This is a genomic window from Streptomyces panaciradicis (assembly GCF_023516615.1).
GTDB classification, from domain to species: domain Bacteria; phylum Actinomycetota; class Actinomycetes; order Streptomycetales; family Streptomycetaceae; genus Streptomyces; species Streptomyces panaciradicis.
Map to the genome: position 1 here is coordinate 236,119 of NZ_JAMGBF010000001.1, position 17,046 is coordinate 253,164.

Sequence of the window (17,046 nt, forward strand, 5' to 3'; positions counted from 1 at the left end):
CCTAACGGGGCGCCTGAGGCGACCGGCTGATGTCCTGTTCCGCCAATTCCAGGGCCCGGACGGCCAGGGGGTCGGCCGCCGGGTCCTCGGAGAGGAGCAGGCGGCGGGCCTCCGCCAGACGGGTGCGGGCCTCGGCGCCCACCTGTCCCCGGTGCGTGGCGACGAAGTCGTCCGCGGTGGTGACGGAGTGCCGCGCGACCAGCCGCGCGGCGGCCGACAGCACACCGTCCCGGGGCGGACCGGCCGCCCGCACGATGCGCCGCAGGGCGTCCAGCGGGTCGTACGGCCCGGCGATCAGGTCCTCCCGCACACCGGTCAGGACCCGGTCGGCCGCGGGGTCCCGCCTCCCGGCGAGGGCCGCCTCGGCGCCCGTCAGCGCCGCCGGGACCAGGGACGCGGCCGCCGTCAGGGCCGCGGCGAGGCGGTCGACGCCGGCGACGAGCGAGGCGGCCAGGGCGATGTCCTCCTCGGCGGCACGCAGATGCCGCGCGGCCTGCTCCGCCTCTCCCAGGTCGGAGCTCTGCCGGGCCTGGTTGAGGACGGTCGTGGCGGACACCAGCCGGTCCTTGGCCCGTTCCACATGGCCGGCGACGGAGGCGGTCGCGGTGCGCCCGTAGCGGCCGGTGAGGTCGGCGACGGTCGCCCCGGCCGCCGCGATACTGCCGGTGAGGTCCCGGAAGCGGGCCTCCGCGACCTCCAGCGCCGGCCCCAGCCCGTCGCCCTCCAGAGCGCGCAGCCGGTCCAGCGCCTCCCGCCGCGCGTCCAGCCGCCGCACCGCCTCCGCGCACCGCCCGACGATCCCGGCGAGCAGGTGCCGCCGGGCCGTGTCGTCGCCCGGCACCCCGTCGTCGTACCGCTGCCGCATCCGGAACGCGGCGGCGAGCTCCGCCTCGGCGCCCTCCAGGGCCTGCGCGAAGGGGGCGACGGCCTCGGCGCCCGCCCGTTCTTCGGCGAAGTCGAGTTCCTCCCCGTCCGCCCGGACCCGGTCGTCCGTCTCGGCCAGCAACGCGCGGGTGCGTCCGTCGAGTTCGGCGAGGTCGGGCAGGGCGGCGGGCACGAGCCGGCCCCCGGCGGGTTCCGCGCGGGTCCGGCCGTGGCGGGCGCGCCGCACGACGACGTATCCGGCGAGTATCCCCGCCGCCCCGACGACGGCCAGCGGCAGCAACAGATAGGTGGCCGACGTCTCGTCCCGCGCGGCGTCGCTCGCGCTCGCGGCCGGCGGATGCGCACGGGTGTCCGGAACCGGGGCGCCGGTATTGATCGTCATTCCCGGCAACACCAGCCACACCACCCCGGCCAGTCCGCCCACCAGGGTGTGCACGATCCGCACGGATATGTGGGACGGCGAGGCCCGCCGCGGCCGCCCCCGGATCAAGGATGACGTCATCTTTCGGAGCGTATGGGCAGGAATGCGGGCCCGCGACCGGTGTGCGTCCGGGGTGGGGGAGGGTGCGGCGCACGGGGAGGGCGAGGGGAGACGGATGGACACCGCGGAACGCACGGAGAACACCGGCGAGGAGGCCACCGGACGACGCCGCTGGAACCGCGGGCTCCGGCTGCCGCGGTGGTCCCGCCGGGCCCGTCGGGTCCGGCGGATCACGCTCGGTGTCCTCCTCGCCGTGCTCCTCCCGCTGCTGGCCGCCGAGGTCACCCTCCGCGTGAACTACACGGGCGACCCCGCCGAGGGCACCCGCACCCGCGACCGCGACGCGCTCTGGCTCGGCCACGCCTGGGTCGACGGGCGCAGGACCGACGCGGACGTCACCGCCCTCGTCCACCGGCTGCGGGACACCGGCGTCCGCGACCTGTACGTCCACGCCGGCCCCCTGGAACACGACGGGACGCTGCCGAAGTCGGCCTACCCGAAGGCCCGTTGGCTGATCGACAACCTGCGGCACAAGGCGCCGCACGTGCGCGTGCAGGCCTGGCTGGGCGACGAGGTGGCCCCCGAGAAGCCGTACGCGATGCATCTGGAGCGCCCGGCGACCCGCGCGGCCGTCGTCGCCTCCACCCGGCAGATCCTGGCCGCCGGATTCGCCGGCGCGCACTTCGACCTGGAGCCCCTGCACTCCGGCGACCGCGACTACCTCGCCCTGCTGGACTCCCTGCACCGCGTCACCCGCGCCCACGGCGCCGTGCTCTCCGTCGCCGCCCACCAGATCGACCCGCTGCCCGGCTTCCACTCCTTCTGGGGGACGGTCACCGGCCACCCCAAGTGGTGGTCGCAGGCGTACTTCGGGCAGGTCGCGCGCCGCGTCGACCAGATCGCCGTGATGTCGTACGACACCATGCAGCCGATGCCGAGCCTGTACGGCGGCTATGTCGCCCAGCAGACCTCGCTGGCCCTGGAGGCCACCCCGGACTCCACCGACCTCCTGATGGGCCTGCCCTTCTACCACGAGAACCGCTTCGGCCACTGGGCGCGTGCCGAGACCGTCCCCGCCGCCGTCCGCGGCGTCCGCCTCGGCCTGTCCCGCACGGACGCCGACCGCCCCGCCTTCGGAGTCGCCCTCTACGTCGACTTCGCGGCGACGGAGGCGGACTGGACGGCGTACCGGAGAGACTGGGTCCGGTGAGCCGTACCCGACAGCACCTGACCCCCGCCGACCTCACCCCTCTCACCCGCGCCGCCCTCGGCCCGTCCCGGACCCCCGTCGCCGTGACCCGGCTGCGCGGCGGCAGCAAGAAGGGCGCCTACCGGCTCCACCTCGACGACGGCTCCACCGCCGTCGCCTACGTGTGGTCCCCCGACGAGGACTACTGGGACGCCGGCCCGCCCGACCCGCGCGACCCCTTCTCCCACGGCACCGGCCTCGGCCTGTTCACCGCGGCGCACGACCGGCTGGCCGGTGCCGGCGTGCGCACGCCCCGGCTCCGGTACGCCGACGCCACCCGCGCCCACCTGCCCGCGGACGCGGCCGTCGTGGAGGACGTCACCGGCGGCAGCCTGGAGGAGGCCCTGCGGCACGATACGCGGACGGCGGCCACGGCCCTGCGGCGCCTGGCGGACACGCTCGCCGTCCTGGACGCCCAGCGGGGCCCGGCCTTCGGCAAGGTCGCGCTCGTCGACAACGGCGGCGTCTCGTACGGCGATTCGTGCGAGCGGCGGGTCCTGGACGGCGCCCTGCGCAGCGTCGAGGAGGCCGCCCTGCGCGAACCGCGGGTGGCCGCCGTACGGGCCGAGTTCGCGGATTTCCTGCGGACCCTCGCCGCCGAGGTCGGCCCCCGCACCCGTCACAGCCTCGTCCACGGCGAACTGGGGCCCGACCACGTCCTGTTGACCGCCGACGGCCATCCGGCGCTCATCGACATCGAGGGCCTGCTCTACTTCGACGCGGAGTGGGAGCACGTCTTCCTCGAACTGCGCTTCGGCCCCCACTACGACCTGCTGCGCACCCCGGACCTGGACCCCGCCCGTCTGCGCCTGTACCGCCTGGCCATGCATCTCGGCCTGGTCTCGGGGCCGTTGACCCTGATCGAGGGTGACTTCCCCGAGCCCGAAGTGATGCGGGGGATCGCCGAGTTCAATCTCGGGCGGGCCCTCAGTCTGCTGCGGACCGCCTCCTGATCTTCGAGCCCAGCCACACCAGCGGGTCGTACTTGCGGTCCACGGCCCGCTCCTTCAGGGGGATCAGCGCGTTGTCCGTGATCCTGATGCCCTCCGGGCACACCTCCGTGCAGCACTTGGTGATGTTGCAGTAGCCGAGGCCGTGGTCGTCCTGGGCGGTCTTCTTGCGGTCGAGGCCGGTCTCGGCGGCCGCGTCCAGCGGGTGCATGTCCAGCTCGGCGGCGCGCATGAGGAAGCGCGGGCCGGCGTAGGCCGGCTTGTTCTCCTCGTGGTCGCGCACGACATGGCAGACGTCCTGGCACAGGAAGCACTCGATGCACTTGCGGAACTCCTGCGAGCGGTCCACGTCCTCCTGCATCATCCGGTACTCGCCGGGACCGAGATCGGCGGGCGGCACGAAGGCCGGGACCTCCCGGGCCTTCTGGTAGTTGAAGCCGACGTCGGTCACCAGGTCCCGGACCACCGGGAAGGCGCGCAGCGGGGTGACGGTGACCGTCTCCTGAGGCGTGAACACCGACATCCGGGTCATGCACATCAGCCGCGGCCGCCCGTTGATCTCCGCCGAGCAGGAACCGCACTTGCCCGCCTTGCAGTTCCAGCGGACCGCCAGGTCGGGCGCCTGCGTGGCCTGGAGGCGGTGGATGATGTCGAGGACCACCTCACCGTCGTTGACCTCGACCTCGAAGTCCTTCAGGCCGCCGCCCTTGACATCGCCCCGCCACACCTTGAAGCGGGCCTTGTAGCTGCTCACTCGTACAGCTCCTCTTCGGCGAGGTACTTGACCAGCTCTTCCTTGTCGAAGAGGGCGAGCAGGTCGGCGCGGATGGGTTCGGTGGTCTCGCGGGTGAGCTCGATCTGGCCGCGGACGGGGTCGGTCGCGGCCAGCCCGCCCGTCGGGTCGGTCAGCCGGCACAGCAGGTTGATGTTGCGCCACTTGCGGTCCATCGCCCCGAAGTCCTCGCGGGTGTGGCCGCCGCGCGACTCGGTGCGCTCCAGTGCCGCCCGTGCCACGCACTCGCTGACCAGCAGCATGTTGCGCAGGTCCAGGGCGAGGTGCCAGCCGGGGTTGAACTGCCGGTGCCCCTCGACGCCGGCCCTGCGGGCCCGTACCCGAAGGTCGGCGAGCTTCTCCAGGGCCTGCTCCATCTCGCCCTCGCGGCGGATGATGCCGACCAGGTCGTTCATGGTCTGCTGGAGTTCCTGGTGCAGGGTGTACGGGTTCTCCGGCGGCCTGCCGTCGTCCTCGCCCGGCGCCGGGCCCTCCGCGGAGAACGGCCGCAGCGCCTCCGCCGCCGCCGTGTCCACCTGCACGTCGTCCACCGGCGGGCGCGCTCCGGTCAGTCCCGTCGCGTACTCGGCGGCGTGCCAGCCGGCCCGGCGTCCGAAGACCAGCAGGTCGGACAGGGAGTTGCCGCCCAGGCGGTTGGAGCCGTGCATGCCGCCCGCGACCTCGCCGGCCGCGAACAGCCCCGGCACTCCGCGCGCCGCCGCCGAGTCGGAGTCGACGGCGATGCCGCCCATCACGTAGTGGCAGGTCGGCCCGACCTCCATCGCCTCCGCCGTGATGTCGACGTCCGCCAGCTCCTTGAACTGGTGGTACATCGACGGCAGCCGGCGCCGGATGACCTCGGCGGGCATACGGGTGGACACGTCCAGGAAGACTCCGCCGTGCGGCGAGCCGCGGCCGGCCTTCACCTCGGCGTTGATCGCCCGCGCCACCTCGTCACGCGGCAGCAGCTCCGGGGGCCGCCGGTTGTTGTCCGGGTCCTCGTACCAGCGGTCGCCCTCCTCCTCCGACTCGGCGTACTTCTCCTTGAAGACGTCGGGGACGTAGTCGAACATGAACCGCTTGCCCTCGGAGTTCCTGAGCACCCCGCCGTCACCGCGGACCGACTCGGTGACGAGGATGCCCTTCACCGACGGCGGCCAGACCATGCCCGTCGGGTGGAACTGCACGAACTCCATGTTCAGCAGGGGCGCGCCCGCCAGCAGCGCCAGCGCGTGGCCGTCGCCGGTGTACTCCCAGGAGTTCGACGTGACCTTGAAGGACTTGCCGATGCCACCGGTGGCGATCACCACGGCGGGCGCTTCGAGGACGAAGAAACGGCCGGTCTCGCGCTCGTAGGCGAACACCCCGGAGACGCGCGAGCCGTCCTTGAGGATCCGGGTGACCGTGCACTCCTGGAAGACCTTCAGCCGCGACTCGTAGTCACCGGTCTCCTTCTTGTCCTCCTGCTGCAGGGAGACGATCTTCTGCTGGAGGGTCCGGATCAGCTCCAGGCCCGTCCGGTCGCCGACGTGCGCCAGGCGCGGGTACTCGTGGCCGCCGAAGTTGCGCTGGGAGATCTTTCCCTCCTTCGTGCGGTCGAAGAGGGCGCCCCAGGTCTCCAGCTCCCAGACCCGCTGCGGCGCCTCCTGCGCGTGCAGCTCGGCCATCCGCCACTGATTGAGGAACTTGCCGCCGCGCATGGTGTCGCGGAAGTGGACCTGCCAGTTGTCGTGCGGATTGGCGTTGGCCATCGCCGCCGCGATGCCGCCCTCGGCCATCACCGTGTGCGCCTTGCCGAACAGCGACTTGCAGATCACGGCCGTACGGGCGCCTCGCTCGCGCGCCTCGATGGCGGCCCGGAGGCCCGCGCCCCCGGCGCCGACCACGACGACGTCCCACTCCTGGCGGTCGACCACGGACATCAGTTAGGCCCCACTCATCTCAGTCAGAAGAAGCGCGGATCGTCGAAGACGCCGGACGCGAGCAGATAGACGTAGAAGTCGGCGAGCGCCACGCTCACCAACGACGCCCAGGCGAGCAGCATGTGCCGGGCGTTGAGCTTCCCGACGAACTGCCACGCCTTGTAGCGCACGGGGTGTTTGGAGAAGTGCTTGAGCTTGCCGCCGACGATGTGCCGGCAGGAGTGGCAGGAGATCGTGTACGTCCAGATCAGCACGATGTTGATCAGGAAGACGACCGTCCCGAGGCCCATGTGGCCCCAGTTCTCGTCCGTGTCGCGGAAGGACAGCACGGTGTCGTAGGTCAGCACGCCGGCGACCAGGATCGCCGCGTAGAAGAAGTACCGGTGGATGTTCTGCAGGATCAGCGGGAAGCGGGTCTCGCCGGTGTACTTCTTGTGCGGCTCGGCGACCGCGCAGGCCGGGGGCGAGGCCCAGAAGCCCCGGTAGTAGGCCTTGCGGTAGTAGTAGCAGGTCAGGCGGAAGCCCAGCGGGAAGATCAGGATGATGATCGCCGGGGAGATCGCCCACCAGCTGCCGAAGAGGTCGGCGTTGGGGCCCGAGGGCATGTTCTTGCAGTTCTCCGCCAGACACGGCGAGTAGAACGGCGAGACGTACGGCGCCGAGTAGTAGTCCGCGTTCGCGAAGGCCCGCAATGTCGAGTACACGATGAAGGCGAGCAGACCGGCCGCGGTGGCGGCGGGGGCCAGCCACCAGCGGTCGGTGCGCAGGTGCGGGGCGTCGATCGCGGCGCGCGTACCGGTGCGTACGCCGCCGCTGTTCAGATGTGGTTCCGTACCAGTGGCCAATTCATGACTCCGGTCGGTTTCGGGGGGCGCTGCTCAGCGGCGGTGTTCGGGCCCGTGGTGCGCGCCGAGACCCTCGTCGTCGCAGTCCGTCCACTGAGTGTCGTCGTACGGCTGGTCGGGGATCGTGACGAGCTCGGGCTTGCGGGGGGCGGTCTGGAGCGTCGCCGACGCGCGCAGCAGCGCGACGCTCTCGCGCAGGTGGTCCGCGTCGGCGCGGACGCGGCGTATGTCCAGGCCGCCGCTGCCCAGCTGCTGCTCGAGGCGGCCCACCGACCGGCTCAGGTCGTCGAGGCAGCGCTGGACGGACGTCAGGTCGTCTTGCACGGACATGACGTGACCTCACTTCCTTGGGCCTTGCGGGCCTCAGGTGGCAACGTTCATGCGCCTGCGAGTGTTGCGCGTCACACCTGTCGGTGGGAAGGGATGTGCAGCGATTGGCGGATTGCACGCCTCCAGTGCACGCCCGCAGGCGCTTCTTGTGCGCCGGGATGCGCGTTGCGCCCATCGGGTGGCCTTGAACCGCCCCGTCGCCGTGTCGCCCCCGGCAGGCGAACCCTTTCCTCTTCAGTGGGGCCGTACATCTGATCAACACCAAAATACCGCCAAATGTGATCAGAAGCCTTATCCGTGGCTTGGGCGGGAGCGGCTCCCCGGAGGTAACCAGAGATGTCCCACGACGGCGTCGGACCGCGCGCAGTGATGCGATCGGTCGCCTTCCTCACCGCGGGCGCCCTCGCGGTGCCCCTGCTCGCCGGATGCGGTTCCGACGACAAGGCGGGCAAGCCGCTCGCCGGACCGGAGATCGCACCCGCCGCCCGCGCCCTGATCGCCGACGGCGGCACCCTGCGCTGGGCCGTCGACGACGTGCCGGAAACCCTCAACACCTTCCAGGCGGACGCCGACGCCGTCACCGGCCGGATCGCCCAGGCCGTGCTGCCGTCCATGTACCGGCAGGACGCGGCCGGCCGCCCGGTCCGCAACGCCGACTACCTGGAGTCCGCCAAGGTCGTCGACACCGAGCCCAAGCAGGTCGTGCTGTACAAGCTGAACCAGCAGGCGGTGTGGAGCGACGGCCGCGAGATCGGCGCCGCCGACTTCGCCGCCCAGTGGCGCGCCCTGTCCGGCAAGGACGGCGCCTACTGGACCGCCCGCAACGCCGGCTACGACCGCATCGAGAAGGTCGAGCGCGGCGCGAACGACCTCCAGGTCAAGGTCACCTTCGCCCGGCCGTACGCCGACTGGCAGTCGCTGTTCTCGCCGCTGTACCCGAAGGACGTCATGGGCACCCCCGACTCCTTCAACGACGGGGCGCGCCGCACGCTCAAGGTCACCGCGGGGCCGTTCGCCGTCAAGAAGGTCGACCGCAAGGACGACAAGGTCACCCTCACGCGCAACCCGCGCTGGTGGGGGCACCCCGCCAAGCTCTCCGAGATCGACCTCGAGGCCGTACCGCTCGACAAGCGCGCCGACGCGCTGGCCGCCGGGAAGATCGACCTGGCCGAGATCGCCCCCGCCGACGCCGAACGCATCGACCTCGCGGCCCGGGCCAAGGGCACTGGCACCCCGCTGCAGGGCTCCTCCCCGCTGCTCGGCCCCGGCGGCGGGCGCCTCTCCGCCAAGTCGCTGCGCTCCTGGACGCGGGCCCACGAGGACGAACTGTCCGGCAGCCGGCTGCGCGCCCTGAAGAAGCGGCTCAAGCAGCTCGAGCGGTACGAGAAGCAGGCGAACCTGCGCGGCTTCGAGGTCCGCAAGTCCCTGGAGCCCGCCTACACCCAGCTCGCCCTCAACGGCTCCACGGGCCCCCTCGCCGACGAACGCGTCCGCCGCGCCGTGGCCCGCGCCCTGGACCGCAAGGCCCTCGCCGAGACCGTCCTCAAACCGCTCGGGCTGCCCGCCCAGCCGGTCGGCAGCCACCTCGCGCTGGCCGGGCAGGCCGCCTACGCCGACGGCAGCGGCGCCATCGGCGGCCAGGACACCGAGGAGGCGCAGGCCCTGCTCGCCGACGCCGGCTGGGTGCGCGGCGGCCCCGTGAAGCCCGGCAAGAAGGGCGACAAGGCCGCGGGCGCCCCGGGGAAGAAGGCCCGGGACACGTCCGGGGACGACGACGGCACCTACATCGTCGGCGAGGACGACAAGGGCGACGACCGCAAGGACCGCGGCGGCGAGGACGGAACCAGGCACCTCGCCGACGGCAAGCAGTACGGCGACGGGCACCTGCGGCAGGGCGGGGCGGCCGGCGCCTACGCTCCCAAGGGCACGGCCGCCCCGGCGGGCGCGTCGTCCGGGCTGCTCGCCAAGGACGGCAAGCCGCTCGCGCTGCGCTTCGTGATCCCCTCCGGGCCCGGCTCCGAGACCCTGCGCACCGTCGCCGACCGCATCGCCCGCATGCTGGCGCGGGTCGGTATCCGCACCGACGTCAGCAAGGTCTCCGACGACAGCTACTTCAAGGACCACATCGCCAGCGGCGAGTACGACCTCGCGCTGTACTCGTGGCCCGCCTCCGCCTTCCCCGCGACCGACGCCCGGCCCATCTACGCCAAGCCGGTCCCGGCCGCCGACGGCTCGCTGAACGTCGAGCAGAACTACACCCGCGTCGGCACCGACCAGGTCGACCAGCTCTTCGACCAGGCGGCGGGCACGCTGGACAGCGGCGAGAACCACGCCCTGATCCGCAAGGCCGACTCCCGCATCTGGGCGGCGGCCGGCTCCCTCCCCCTCTACCAGCGCCCCCAGCTGACGGCGGCCCGCAAGACCCTCGTCAACACCGGCGCCTTCGGTTTCCAGACACCGCTCTACGAGGACATGGGCTTCCTGAAGAAGGGAGCGAAGCCGTCGGCGAGCGCGTCCCCGAAGGGCTGAGGGGGCGGTAGCTCAGGGCTTGCTCAAATCGGTTGTCGTGTCCGTCCGGCGCCCGCAGCATGAGACCACCAATGGATCATGCGGCGGGCGCCGGACGTCCGCGTACGGGGGAACGGGGACAGGACGTGCGGGGTATCACACGGGGGACCTGGGCGGCGGGGCTGGTCGCGGTGACGCTGACTGCGGGGCTGACCGGCTGCACCGGCGGCGGGAGCACGAAGGGCGAGGGGGCGAAGGCCTGCTCGAACGGCACGTACACCTGGTCGGGCGTCCGGCACACCGAGCGGCTGACCGCGCTCGCCGCCCCCGTCTCCTTCGCCAAGAGGACGAGCTCCTACCGGGCTCACCTCGAACCCGTGGGGGACACCATGCACCGGCCCACGGTTGCCGGCGCGCCCGCAGGTGTCGGCGCGGCCGGAGTGATCAAGGCGCTGGGCGCACATCTGAAGGTGAGCGAACCCCTTGCCGGGCCTTCCGAGACGGCCGAGGCCAGAGACAACCACTACTTCGAGGCGGCCACCGGTGACCTGAAGGGCGCCTACTACTCCTGGTCGTGGGTCGGTCTGGTGGACGCCGACTTCACCTACACCTGCGGGGGCGACGCGCCGGTCAAGGGCCATGTCCGTACCTGGGACAGGAGCGGCAGCGGCTTCATGTCCTGCTCCGACGGCCCCGCGGACCGGGCCTCCGGACGGACGGCCGCCCGCCAGACGTGCCCGGACGGATCCAGGGCCGCGAAGGGCGCCTGACACCCCGCCCGGCGGCCCGCGGAGGCCCCTCACCCCGACGCCCCGTACCATGGGGTGAGGCCGTGGCGTGTCCAGCCCGGCAGGGTCCGCGTATCACCGACGTACGTGCTGGCCTTCCTCACACTCCAGGAGTACGCCTTCATGGCCACGCGCCACGACATCCGTAACGTCGCCATCGTCGCCCACGTCGACCACGGCAAGACGACCATCGTCGACGGAATGCTGAAGCAGGCCGGTGCCTTCGCCGCCCACCAGCTCGACTCGGTCGACGACCGCATGATGGACTCGAACGACCTGGAGCGTGAGAAGGGCATCACGATCCTCGCCAAGAACACGGCGGTGAAGTACCACCCGAAGGACGGGGGGGACGTCATCACCATCAACATCATCGACACCCCCGGCCACGCCGACTTCGGTGGTGAGGTCGAGCGCGGTCTGTCGATGGTCGACGGCGTGGTGCTCCTGGTGGACGCCTCCGAGGGCCCGCTGCCGCAGACCCGCTTCGTGCTGCGCAAGGCGCTCCAGCAGCGTCTGCCCGTCATCCTGTGCATCAACAAGACGGACCGCCCGGACTCCCGCATCGACGAGGTCGTCAACGAGACCTACGACCTCTTCCTCGACCTGGACGCGGACGAGGAGCAGATCGAGTTCCCGATCGTCTACGCCTGCGGCCGTGACGGCATCGCCTCGCTGACCAAGCCGGACAACGGCACCGTGCCGGCCGACTCCACCAGCCTGGAGCCGTTCTTCTCCACGATCCTGCAGCACATCCCGGCCCCCACCTACGACGAGGAGGCCCCGCTCCAGGCGCACGTCACCAACCTGGACGCCGACAACTTCCTCGGCCGTATCGCGCTGCTGCGCGTCGAGCAGGGCGAGCTGCGCAAGGGCCAGACCGTCGCCTGGATCAAGCGGGACGGCTCCATCGCCAACGTCCGCATCTCCGAGCTGATGATGACCGAGGCGCTGACCCGCAAGCCGGCCGAGAAGGCCGGCCCCGGTGACATCTGCGCCGTCGCCGGTATCCCGGACATCATGATCGGCGAGACGCTGGCCGACCCGGAGAACCCGATCCCGCTGCCGCTGATCACGGTCGACGAGCCCGCGATCTCCATGACCATCGGCACCAACACCTCGCCGCTGGTCGGCCGTGGCGGCACCGGCAAGGGCGCCGACAACAAGGCGGCCGTCAAGGACCGCAAGGTGACCGCCCGTCAGGTCAAGGACCGGCTGGACCGCGAGCTGATCGGTAACGTCAGCCTGCGCGTGCTGGAGACCGAGCGCCCCGACGCCTGGGAGGTCCAGGGCCGCGGCGAGCTGGCGCTGGCCATCCTCGTGGAGACCATGCGCCGGGAGGGCTACGAGCTGACGGTCGGCAAGCCGCAGGTCGTGACGAAGGACGTGGACGGCAAGGTCTACGAGCCCGTCGAGCGCATGACCGTCGACGTGCCCGAGGAGCACATGGGCGCGGTCACGCAGCTCATGGGCGTCCGCAAGGGCCGGATGGACAACATGTCCAACCACGGTTCGGGCTGGGTGCGCATGGAGTTCGTCGTGCCCTCGCGCGGACTCATCGGCTTCCGGACGGAGTTCCTGACCCAGACCCGCGGCACCGGCATCGGCCACTCCATCCACGAGGGCTTCGAGCCCTGGTTCGGCACCCTGCAGACCCGTAACAACGGCTCCCTGGTCGCCGACCGCGCCGGTGCCGTCACGGCGTTCGCCATGACGAACCTTCAGGAGCGCGGTGTGCTGTTCGTCGAGCCCGGCACCGAGGTGTACGAGGGCATGATCGTCGGCGAGAACTCCCGCGCCGACGACATGGACGTCAACATCACCAAGGAGAAGAAGCTCACCAACATGCGGTCCTCGACGGCCGACGTGGCCGAGTCGATCGTGCCGCCGCGCAAGCTGTCGCTGGAGCAGTCCCTGGAGTTCTGCCGCGACGACGAGTGCGTCGAGGTGACCCCGGAGGCCGTGCGTATCCGCAAGGTGAACCTGGACGCCCGCGAGCGCGCCCGCGCGGCCAGCAGGGCCAAGCACGGCTGATTCGGGCCGTCGTAGGACGAGGCCGGGCGCTCCGCGAGGCGGGGCGCCCGGCCTCGCGTGGTGACGGGGGCGGCGCGGCCGGGACGGCGGTCCGGCAGGGGCGGCGGCGCCGCAGGGATAGGGAAAACCCTACTTCTGGTTCCGGATCGGCCAAACGTGGAAGAGGCCGCACTACCCTGCTGGCAGTGTGGTCCTTTGCTCCTCCTGTGAGTGCCGTTCAACGGCACTGCGGCGCAGGCCGGTTGGCCGAAAGCCGCTCGGGCGGAGGAGCTGTCGGCGCTCATACACAGCAGCCGCGGATCCGCAAGCGAATTTTCATGCCCTCCGCGTCCGGTATACGGACATGCGGGTCCGATAGGTGTGTAACAAGTCCGTTTCGCAGGGATCTTTCGGCAAACCCTTTGTCCGGATTTTGGAAGATGTACGCGTCAGGTGTGATCGAACCGAGACCTTGTGGGTGTGGTTCGGCCACGGCCCATGGCAGATAGTTAGGCGCGTAGAGCTCGGATCAACGGGTCACGCGCTGCAGGCGGCGCCGACTCACGAGCGCGGGGGACACCTGACCGTTTCAGGCACCGGTGACGGTGACGTGTCATGTGTCCCTCCATGCGGTGAACCAATGGACTCATGAGGAGGAGCCCCATGCGTGGTGCCAAGAGCGCCAAGTGGGTTGCGATAGCTGCGGTTGTGGCGCTGGGGGCCACTGCGTGTGGCGGTGGTGGCGACAGCAAGGGCGACAGCAAGGCCGCGGTCGACCCGAACGGGATTTTCTCGGTCGAGTCCGGTGAGCCGCAGAACCCGCTGCAGCCGGCCAACACCATGGAGTCCTACGGCAGCCTCGTCGTCAAGTCGCTGTTCTCGCAGCTGGTCAGCTACGACTCCGCGGGCAAGATCGTCATGGTCAACGCCCAGTCGGTGGACAGCAAGGACAACAAGACCTTCACGGTCAAGCTGAAGGCGGGCTGGAAGTTCCACGACGGCACCCCCGTCACCGCCACGTCGTACGTCAAGGCGTGGAACTGGGCCGCGAACCCGGCCAACAAGCAGACCAACAGCTTCTGGTTCTCCGACATCCAGGGCTACGACCAGGTCGCGCCGGCCAAGGGCAAGCCCAAGGCCACGGAGATGTCCGGCCTGAAGGTCGTCGACGACAACACCTTCACCATCACGCTGTCGAAGCCCATGCCGTACTTCGTGTACAAGCTCGGCTACGAGGTCTTCTCGCCGCTGCCGGAGTCCTTCTACAAGGACCCGAAGGCCGCGGGCGAGAAGCCGATCGGCAACGGCCCGTACAAGTTCGTCAGCTGGCAGCACAAGAAGCAGATCCAGGTCGCGAAGTACGCCGACTACAAGGGTCCCGACGCGGCCAAGAACGGCGGCGTGATCTTCAAGAACTACGCCAGCCCCGAGACGGCGTACGAGGACCTGAAGTCCGGCAACGTCGACGTCCTCACCCAGATCGCCCCGAAGGACCTGCCGGTCTACAAGCAGGACCTCGGCAGCCGCGCGATCGACCAGTCGTTCTCCGCGATCCAGACGATCGCCGTGGCGTACTACACCAAGCAGTGGAAGAACATCGACCCCAAGGTCATCCAGGGCCTGTCGATGGCGATCGACCGCAACACCATCACCAAGACCGTCCTGAACAACACCCGTGAGCCCGCCACCGGCTGGGTCGCCAAGGGTGTCCTGGGCTACAAGCCGAACGTCGCGGGTGACGTCACCACGTACAACCCGACGAAGGCCAAGCAGCTCATCAAGGAAGGCGGCGGCGTTCCGGGCAACAAGATCTCCATCCAGTTCAACGCCGACGGCGGTCACAAGGACTGGGTCGACGCGGTCTGCAACTCCATCACCAACGCGACCGGCGTCAAGTGCGTCGGCGACTCCAAGGCCGACTTCCAGGCCGACCTGAACGCGCGTGACGCGCACCAGGTCAAGTCGCTGTACCGCTCCGGCTGGGTGCTGGACTACCCGTTCATCGCCAACTTCATCCGTGACCTCTACGGCACGAAGTCGGACGGCAACCAGGGCGGCTTCTCCAACAAGAAGATCGACGACGAGATCGCCGCCGCCGACAGCGCCGGCACGCTGGAGGAGTCGGAGCAGAAGTACCAGGAGATCGAGGCCCAGCTCAAGGACTCGATGCCGAGCATTCCGCTCTGGTACTACAAGGTCAACGCGGGCTACTCCGAGAAGGTCAGCGGCGTCAAGTTCAACCAGGCCGGCGACCCGATCCTGGAAAGCGTTCAGGTCACCAAGAAGTAACCACAAGCCCGTATCCGGGGCGCGGAGGAGTCGCGCCCCGGCAACGGCCGTGGCTGGGGGGCCCTTTCCGCACGCATCATTCAACGGTGCGCGGGGAAAGGGCCCGTCGGCTGCCGCTGTGACTGACATGGAGGCACGATGGGGCGCTACGTCGCACGACGACTGCTCCAGATGATCCCGGTGTTCCTCGGGACAACCCTGCTGATCTTCCTCATGGTCTACGCCCTGCCCGGTGACCCCGTGCGCGGGTTGTTCGGGGACAAGGGCGGCAGCCCACAGGTGATCGCCCAGCTGAGACACCAGTACGGCCTGGACCAGCCGATCTGGATGCAGTACTGGCATTACATGAAGAACATGATCCTGCACGCCGACTTCGGCACGCAGATCGCGAGTGGCCGTCCGGTCACCGACGTGCTCGGCGACGCCTTCCCCGTCACCCTCCGTCTGGCCGCTCTCGCGTTCATCATCGAGATGGTGTTCGGCATCGCGCTCGGCATCGTCGCGGGCCTGCGCGCCGGGCGCCTCACGGACAACGCCATCCTGCTGTTCACGCTGCTGCTGATCTCGGTGCCGGTGTTCGTCCTCGGTTACATCCTCAAGGTGATCTTCGCCTTCGACCTGAACTGGCTGCCACCGAACGTCAACGACTCGACGAACGTGAACGAGTTGCTGATGCCCGCGATCGTGCTGGCGACCGCGTCACTGGCGTACGTGACCCGGCTCACCCGTACCTCGATCGCCGAGAACCTGCGTGCCGACTACATCCGCACGGCCATCGCCAAGGGTCTGCCGAGGCGACGCGTCGTGGGCGTGCACCTGATGCGCAACTCCCTGATCCCGGTGGTCACTTACCTGGGTACCGACATCGGTGCACTCATGGGCGGCGCAGTCGTCACCGAAGGCCTGTTCAACATCCAGGGCATCGGCGGCACGATCGCTCAGTCGATCGTGCGCCGCGAGGGCACGACCCTGGTGGGACTCGTGACCATCCTGGTTCTCGTGTACCTCCTCGCCAACCTGCTCGTCGACCTGCTTTACGCGGTCCTTGACCCGAGGATTCGCTATGCCTGACGTGACCAAGACCGTGCCCGAGGCCGCCGCCGAGGACGCCGCCGTCGCGGCGGCCGGCGGGACGCTGCCCGAGCCGAAGCCGGAGAAGACCCGCAGCCTGTGGGGCGACGCCTGGCAGGACCTGCGCCGCAGCTGGATCTTCATCGTCTCGGCGGGACTCATCCTCCTGCTGCTGACGATCACCTTCTTCCCCGGCTGGTTCACCGGCGCCGACCCCACCCACGGCGACCTGGCCAAGCACTTCCTGCAGAAGCCGAAGATGGGCAAGTTCTTCGACCCGGACTGGCTGGGCTACGACCAGCAGGGCCGCAGCGTCTACGCCCGTGTCATCTACGGTGCCCGCGCCTCCATCGCGGTCGGCTTCGGCACCACCATGGCGGTGACGCTCGTGGGCGGCCTGGTCGGCATGATCGCCGGCTACTTCGGCGGGCTCGTCGACTCGATCCTGTCCCGGCTGACCGACGTGTTCTTCGGCATCCCGTTCCTGCTCGGCACCATGGTCGTGCTCAACTCCTTCCAGGACCGCACGACCTGGGTCGTCATCGGCGCCCTGAGCTTCTTCGGCTGGACGCAGATAGCCCGCGTGATGCGCGGCGCGGTGATCACCACCAAGCAGGCCGACTACGTGCACGCCGCCCAGGCGCTGGGCGCGAGCACGCCGCGCATCCTGTTCCGGCACATCCTGCCGAACACCCTGGCCCCGGTGATCGTCGTGGCCACCATCTCGCTCGGCGTCTACATCTCCGCCGAGGCGACCCTGTCGTACCTGGGCCTCGGCCTGAACGGCGTGTCGTGGGGCAACGACATCTCCGACGGCGGCAACCAGATCCGAGTGGCGCAGTGGATCATGCTGTACCCGTCGATCATGCTCATCATCACCGTGTTGGCGTTCATCATGCTCGGTGAGGCCGTCCGCAACGCCCTCGACCCGAAGATGCGCTGAGGG

At 70.1% G+C, this 17,046-nt stretch carries 13 protein-coding genes; 8 read left to right on the forward strand and 5 right to left on the reverse strand.

The window, feature by feature from the left end:
- Window position 1: 1 nt before the first annotated feature.
- Entirely contained in the window at window positions 2-1,387 is a 1,386-nt protein-coding gene (locus tag M8J74_RS01165) for a hypothetical protein (protein ID WP_249834584.1), read from the reverse strand.
- A gap of 94 nt (window positions 1,388-1,481) precedes the next feature.
- On the opposite strand from M8J74_RS01165, the gene M8J74_RS01170 reads away from it, so the two are divergent.
- Entirely contained in the window at window positions 1,482-2,576 is a 1,095-nt protein-coding gene (locus M8J74_RS01170; protein ID WP_249834585.1) for a glycoside hydrolase family 18 protein, read from the forward strand.
- A complete protein-coding gene (locus tag M8J74_RS01175; protein ID WP_249834586.1) occupies window positions 2,573-3,568 on the forward strand; it encodes a phosphotransferase family protein in 996 nt (331 codons plus the stop codon). Before M8J74_RS01170 ends, M8J74_RS01175 begins: the two co-directional genes overlap by 4 nt.
- Here M8J74_RS01175 and M8J74_RS01180 read toward each other — a convergent pair.
- From M8J74_RS01180 to M8J74_RS01195, 4 genes are read right to left on the reverse strand one after another with little or no spacing between them, the layout of a single operon-like run.
- Window positions 3,543-4,319 carry a succinate dehydrogenase/fumarate reductase iron-sulfur subunit gene (locus tag M8J74_RS01180; protein ID WP_249834587.1) on the reverse strand — a complete coding sequence of 259 codons (777 nt, stop codon included), beginning with the start codon at window positions 4,317-4,319 and terminating at the stop codon, window positions 3,543-3,545. The genes M8J74_RS01175 and M8J74_RS01180 overlap by 26 nt on opposite strands.
- Window positions 4,316-6,259, reverse strand: coding sequence for a fumarate reductase/succinate dehydrogenase flavoprotein subunit (locus M8J74_RS01185; protein ID WP_249834588.1), 1,944 nt, complete (start codon window positions 6,257-6,259; stop codon window positions 4,316-4,318). The genes M8J74_RS01180 and M8J74_RS01185 overlap by 4 nt, the downstream gene beginning before the upstream one ends.
- A gap of 23 nt (window positions 6,260-6,282) precedes the next feature.
- The gene (sdhC, locus tag M8J74_RS01190; RefSeq protein WP_249834589.1) at window positions 6,283-7,104 is read right to left on the reverse strand and encodes a succinate dehydrogenase subunit SdhC; all 822 of its coding nucleotides are present in this window, start codon (window positions 7,102-7,104) and stop codon (window positions 6,283-6,285) included.
- Window positions 7,105-7,137: 33 nt separating this feature from the next.
- Entirely contained in the window at window positions 7,138-7,434 is a 297-nt protein-coding gene (locus M8J74_RS01195; RefSeq protein ID WP_058923438.1) for an Rv0250c family protein, read from the reverse strand.
- 336 nt (window positions 7,435-7,770) lie between these two features.
- Here M8J74_RS01195 and M8J74_RS01200 point away from each other — a divergent pair, with 336 nt between their 5' ends.
- The 6 genes from M8J74_RS01200 to M8J74_RS01225 all read left to right on the forward strand — a co-directional run bounded on the left by M8J74_RS01200 (window position 7,771) and on the right by M8J74_RS01225 (window position 17,043).
- The gene (locus M8J74_RS01200) at window positions 7,771-9,963 is read left to right on the forward strand and encodes an ABC transporter family substrate-binding protein (protein WP_249834590.1); all 2,193 of its coding nucleotides are present in this window, start codon (window positions 7,771-7,773) and stop codon (window positions 9,961-9,963) included.
- Between the two features lie 125 nt (window positions 9,964-10,088).
- Window positions 10,089-10,712: a hypothetical protein gene (locus M8J74_RS01205; protein WP_249834591.1), complete on the forward strand. Its 624-nt coding sequence runs from the start codon at window positions 10,089-10,091 to the stop codon at window positions 10,710-10,712.
- A gap of 141 nt (window positions 10,713-10,853) precedes the next feature.
- Window positions 10,854-12,761 carry a translational GTPase TypA gene (typA, locus tag M8J74_RS01210; protein ID WP_058928198.1) on the forward strand — a complete coding sequence of 636 codons (1,908 nt, stop codon included), beginning with the start codon at window positions 10,854-10,856 and terminating at the stop codon, window positions 12,759-12,761.
- Window positions 12,762-13,403: 642 nt separating this feature from the next.
- Complete coding sequence (locus M8J74_RS01215) at window positions 13,404-15,029, forward strand: peptide ABC transporter substrate-binding protein (RefSeq protein ID WP_249834592.1); 1,626 nt, start codon at window positions 13,404-13,406, stop codon at window positions 15,027-15,029.
- Window positions 15,030-15,167: 138 nt separating this feature from the next.
- Window positions 15,168-16,100, forward strand: coding sequence for an ABC transporter permease (locus M8J74_RS01220; protein WP_058923435.1), 933 nt, complete (start codon window positions 15,168-15,170; stop codon window positions 16,098-16,100).
- On the forward strand, window positions 16,093-17,043 hold the full coding sequence (locus M8J74_RS01225) for an ABC transporter permease (protein WP_249834593.1): 951 nt from the start codon (window positions 16,093-16,095) through the stop codon (window positions 17,041-17,043). The genes M8J74_RS01220 and M8J74_RS01225 overlap by 8 nt, the downstream gene beginning before the upstream one ends.
- The last annotated feature ends 3 nt before the right edge of the window (window positions 17,044-17,046 follow it).

Bases quoted from the DNA above. Each gene is read 5' to 3' on its own strand.
- M8J74_RS01215 (WP_249834592.1), top strand. From the start codon at position 13,404: ATGCGTGGTGCCAAGAGCGCCAAGTGGGTTGCGATAGCTGCGGTTGTG.
- M8J74_RS01165 (WP_249834584.1), bottom strand. From the start codon at position 1,387: ATGACGTCATCCTTGATCCGGGGGCGGCCGCGGCGGGCCTCGCCGTCC.
- M8J74_RS01185 (WP_249834588.1), bottom strand. From the start codon at position 6,259: ATGTCCGTGGTCGACCGCCAGGAGTGGGACGTCGTCGTGGTCGGCGCC.
- typA (WP_058928198.1), top strand. From the start codon at position 10,854: ATGGCCACGCGCCACGACATCCGTAACGTCGCCATCGTCGCCCACGTC.
- M8J74_RS01170 (WP_249834585.1), top strand. From the start codon at position 1,482: ATGGACACCGCGGAACGCACGGAGAACACCGGCGAGGAGGCCACCGGA.
- M8J74_RS01200 (WP_249834590.1), top strand. From the start codon at position 7,771: ATGTCCCACGACGGCGTCGGACCGCGCGCAGTGATGCGATCGGTCGCC.
- M8J74_RS01225 (WP_249834593.1), top strand. From the start codon at position 16,093: ATGCCTGACGTGACCAAGACCGTGCCCGAGGCCGCCGCCGAGGACGCC.
- M8J74_RS01220 (WP_058923435.1), top strand. From the start codon at position 15,168: ATGGGGCGCTACGTCGCACGACGACTGCTCCAGATGATCCCGGTGTTC.
- M8J74_RS01195 (WP_058923438.1), bottom strand. From the start codon at position 7,434: ATGTCCGTGCAAGACGACCTGACGTCCGTCCAGCGCTGCCTCGACGAC.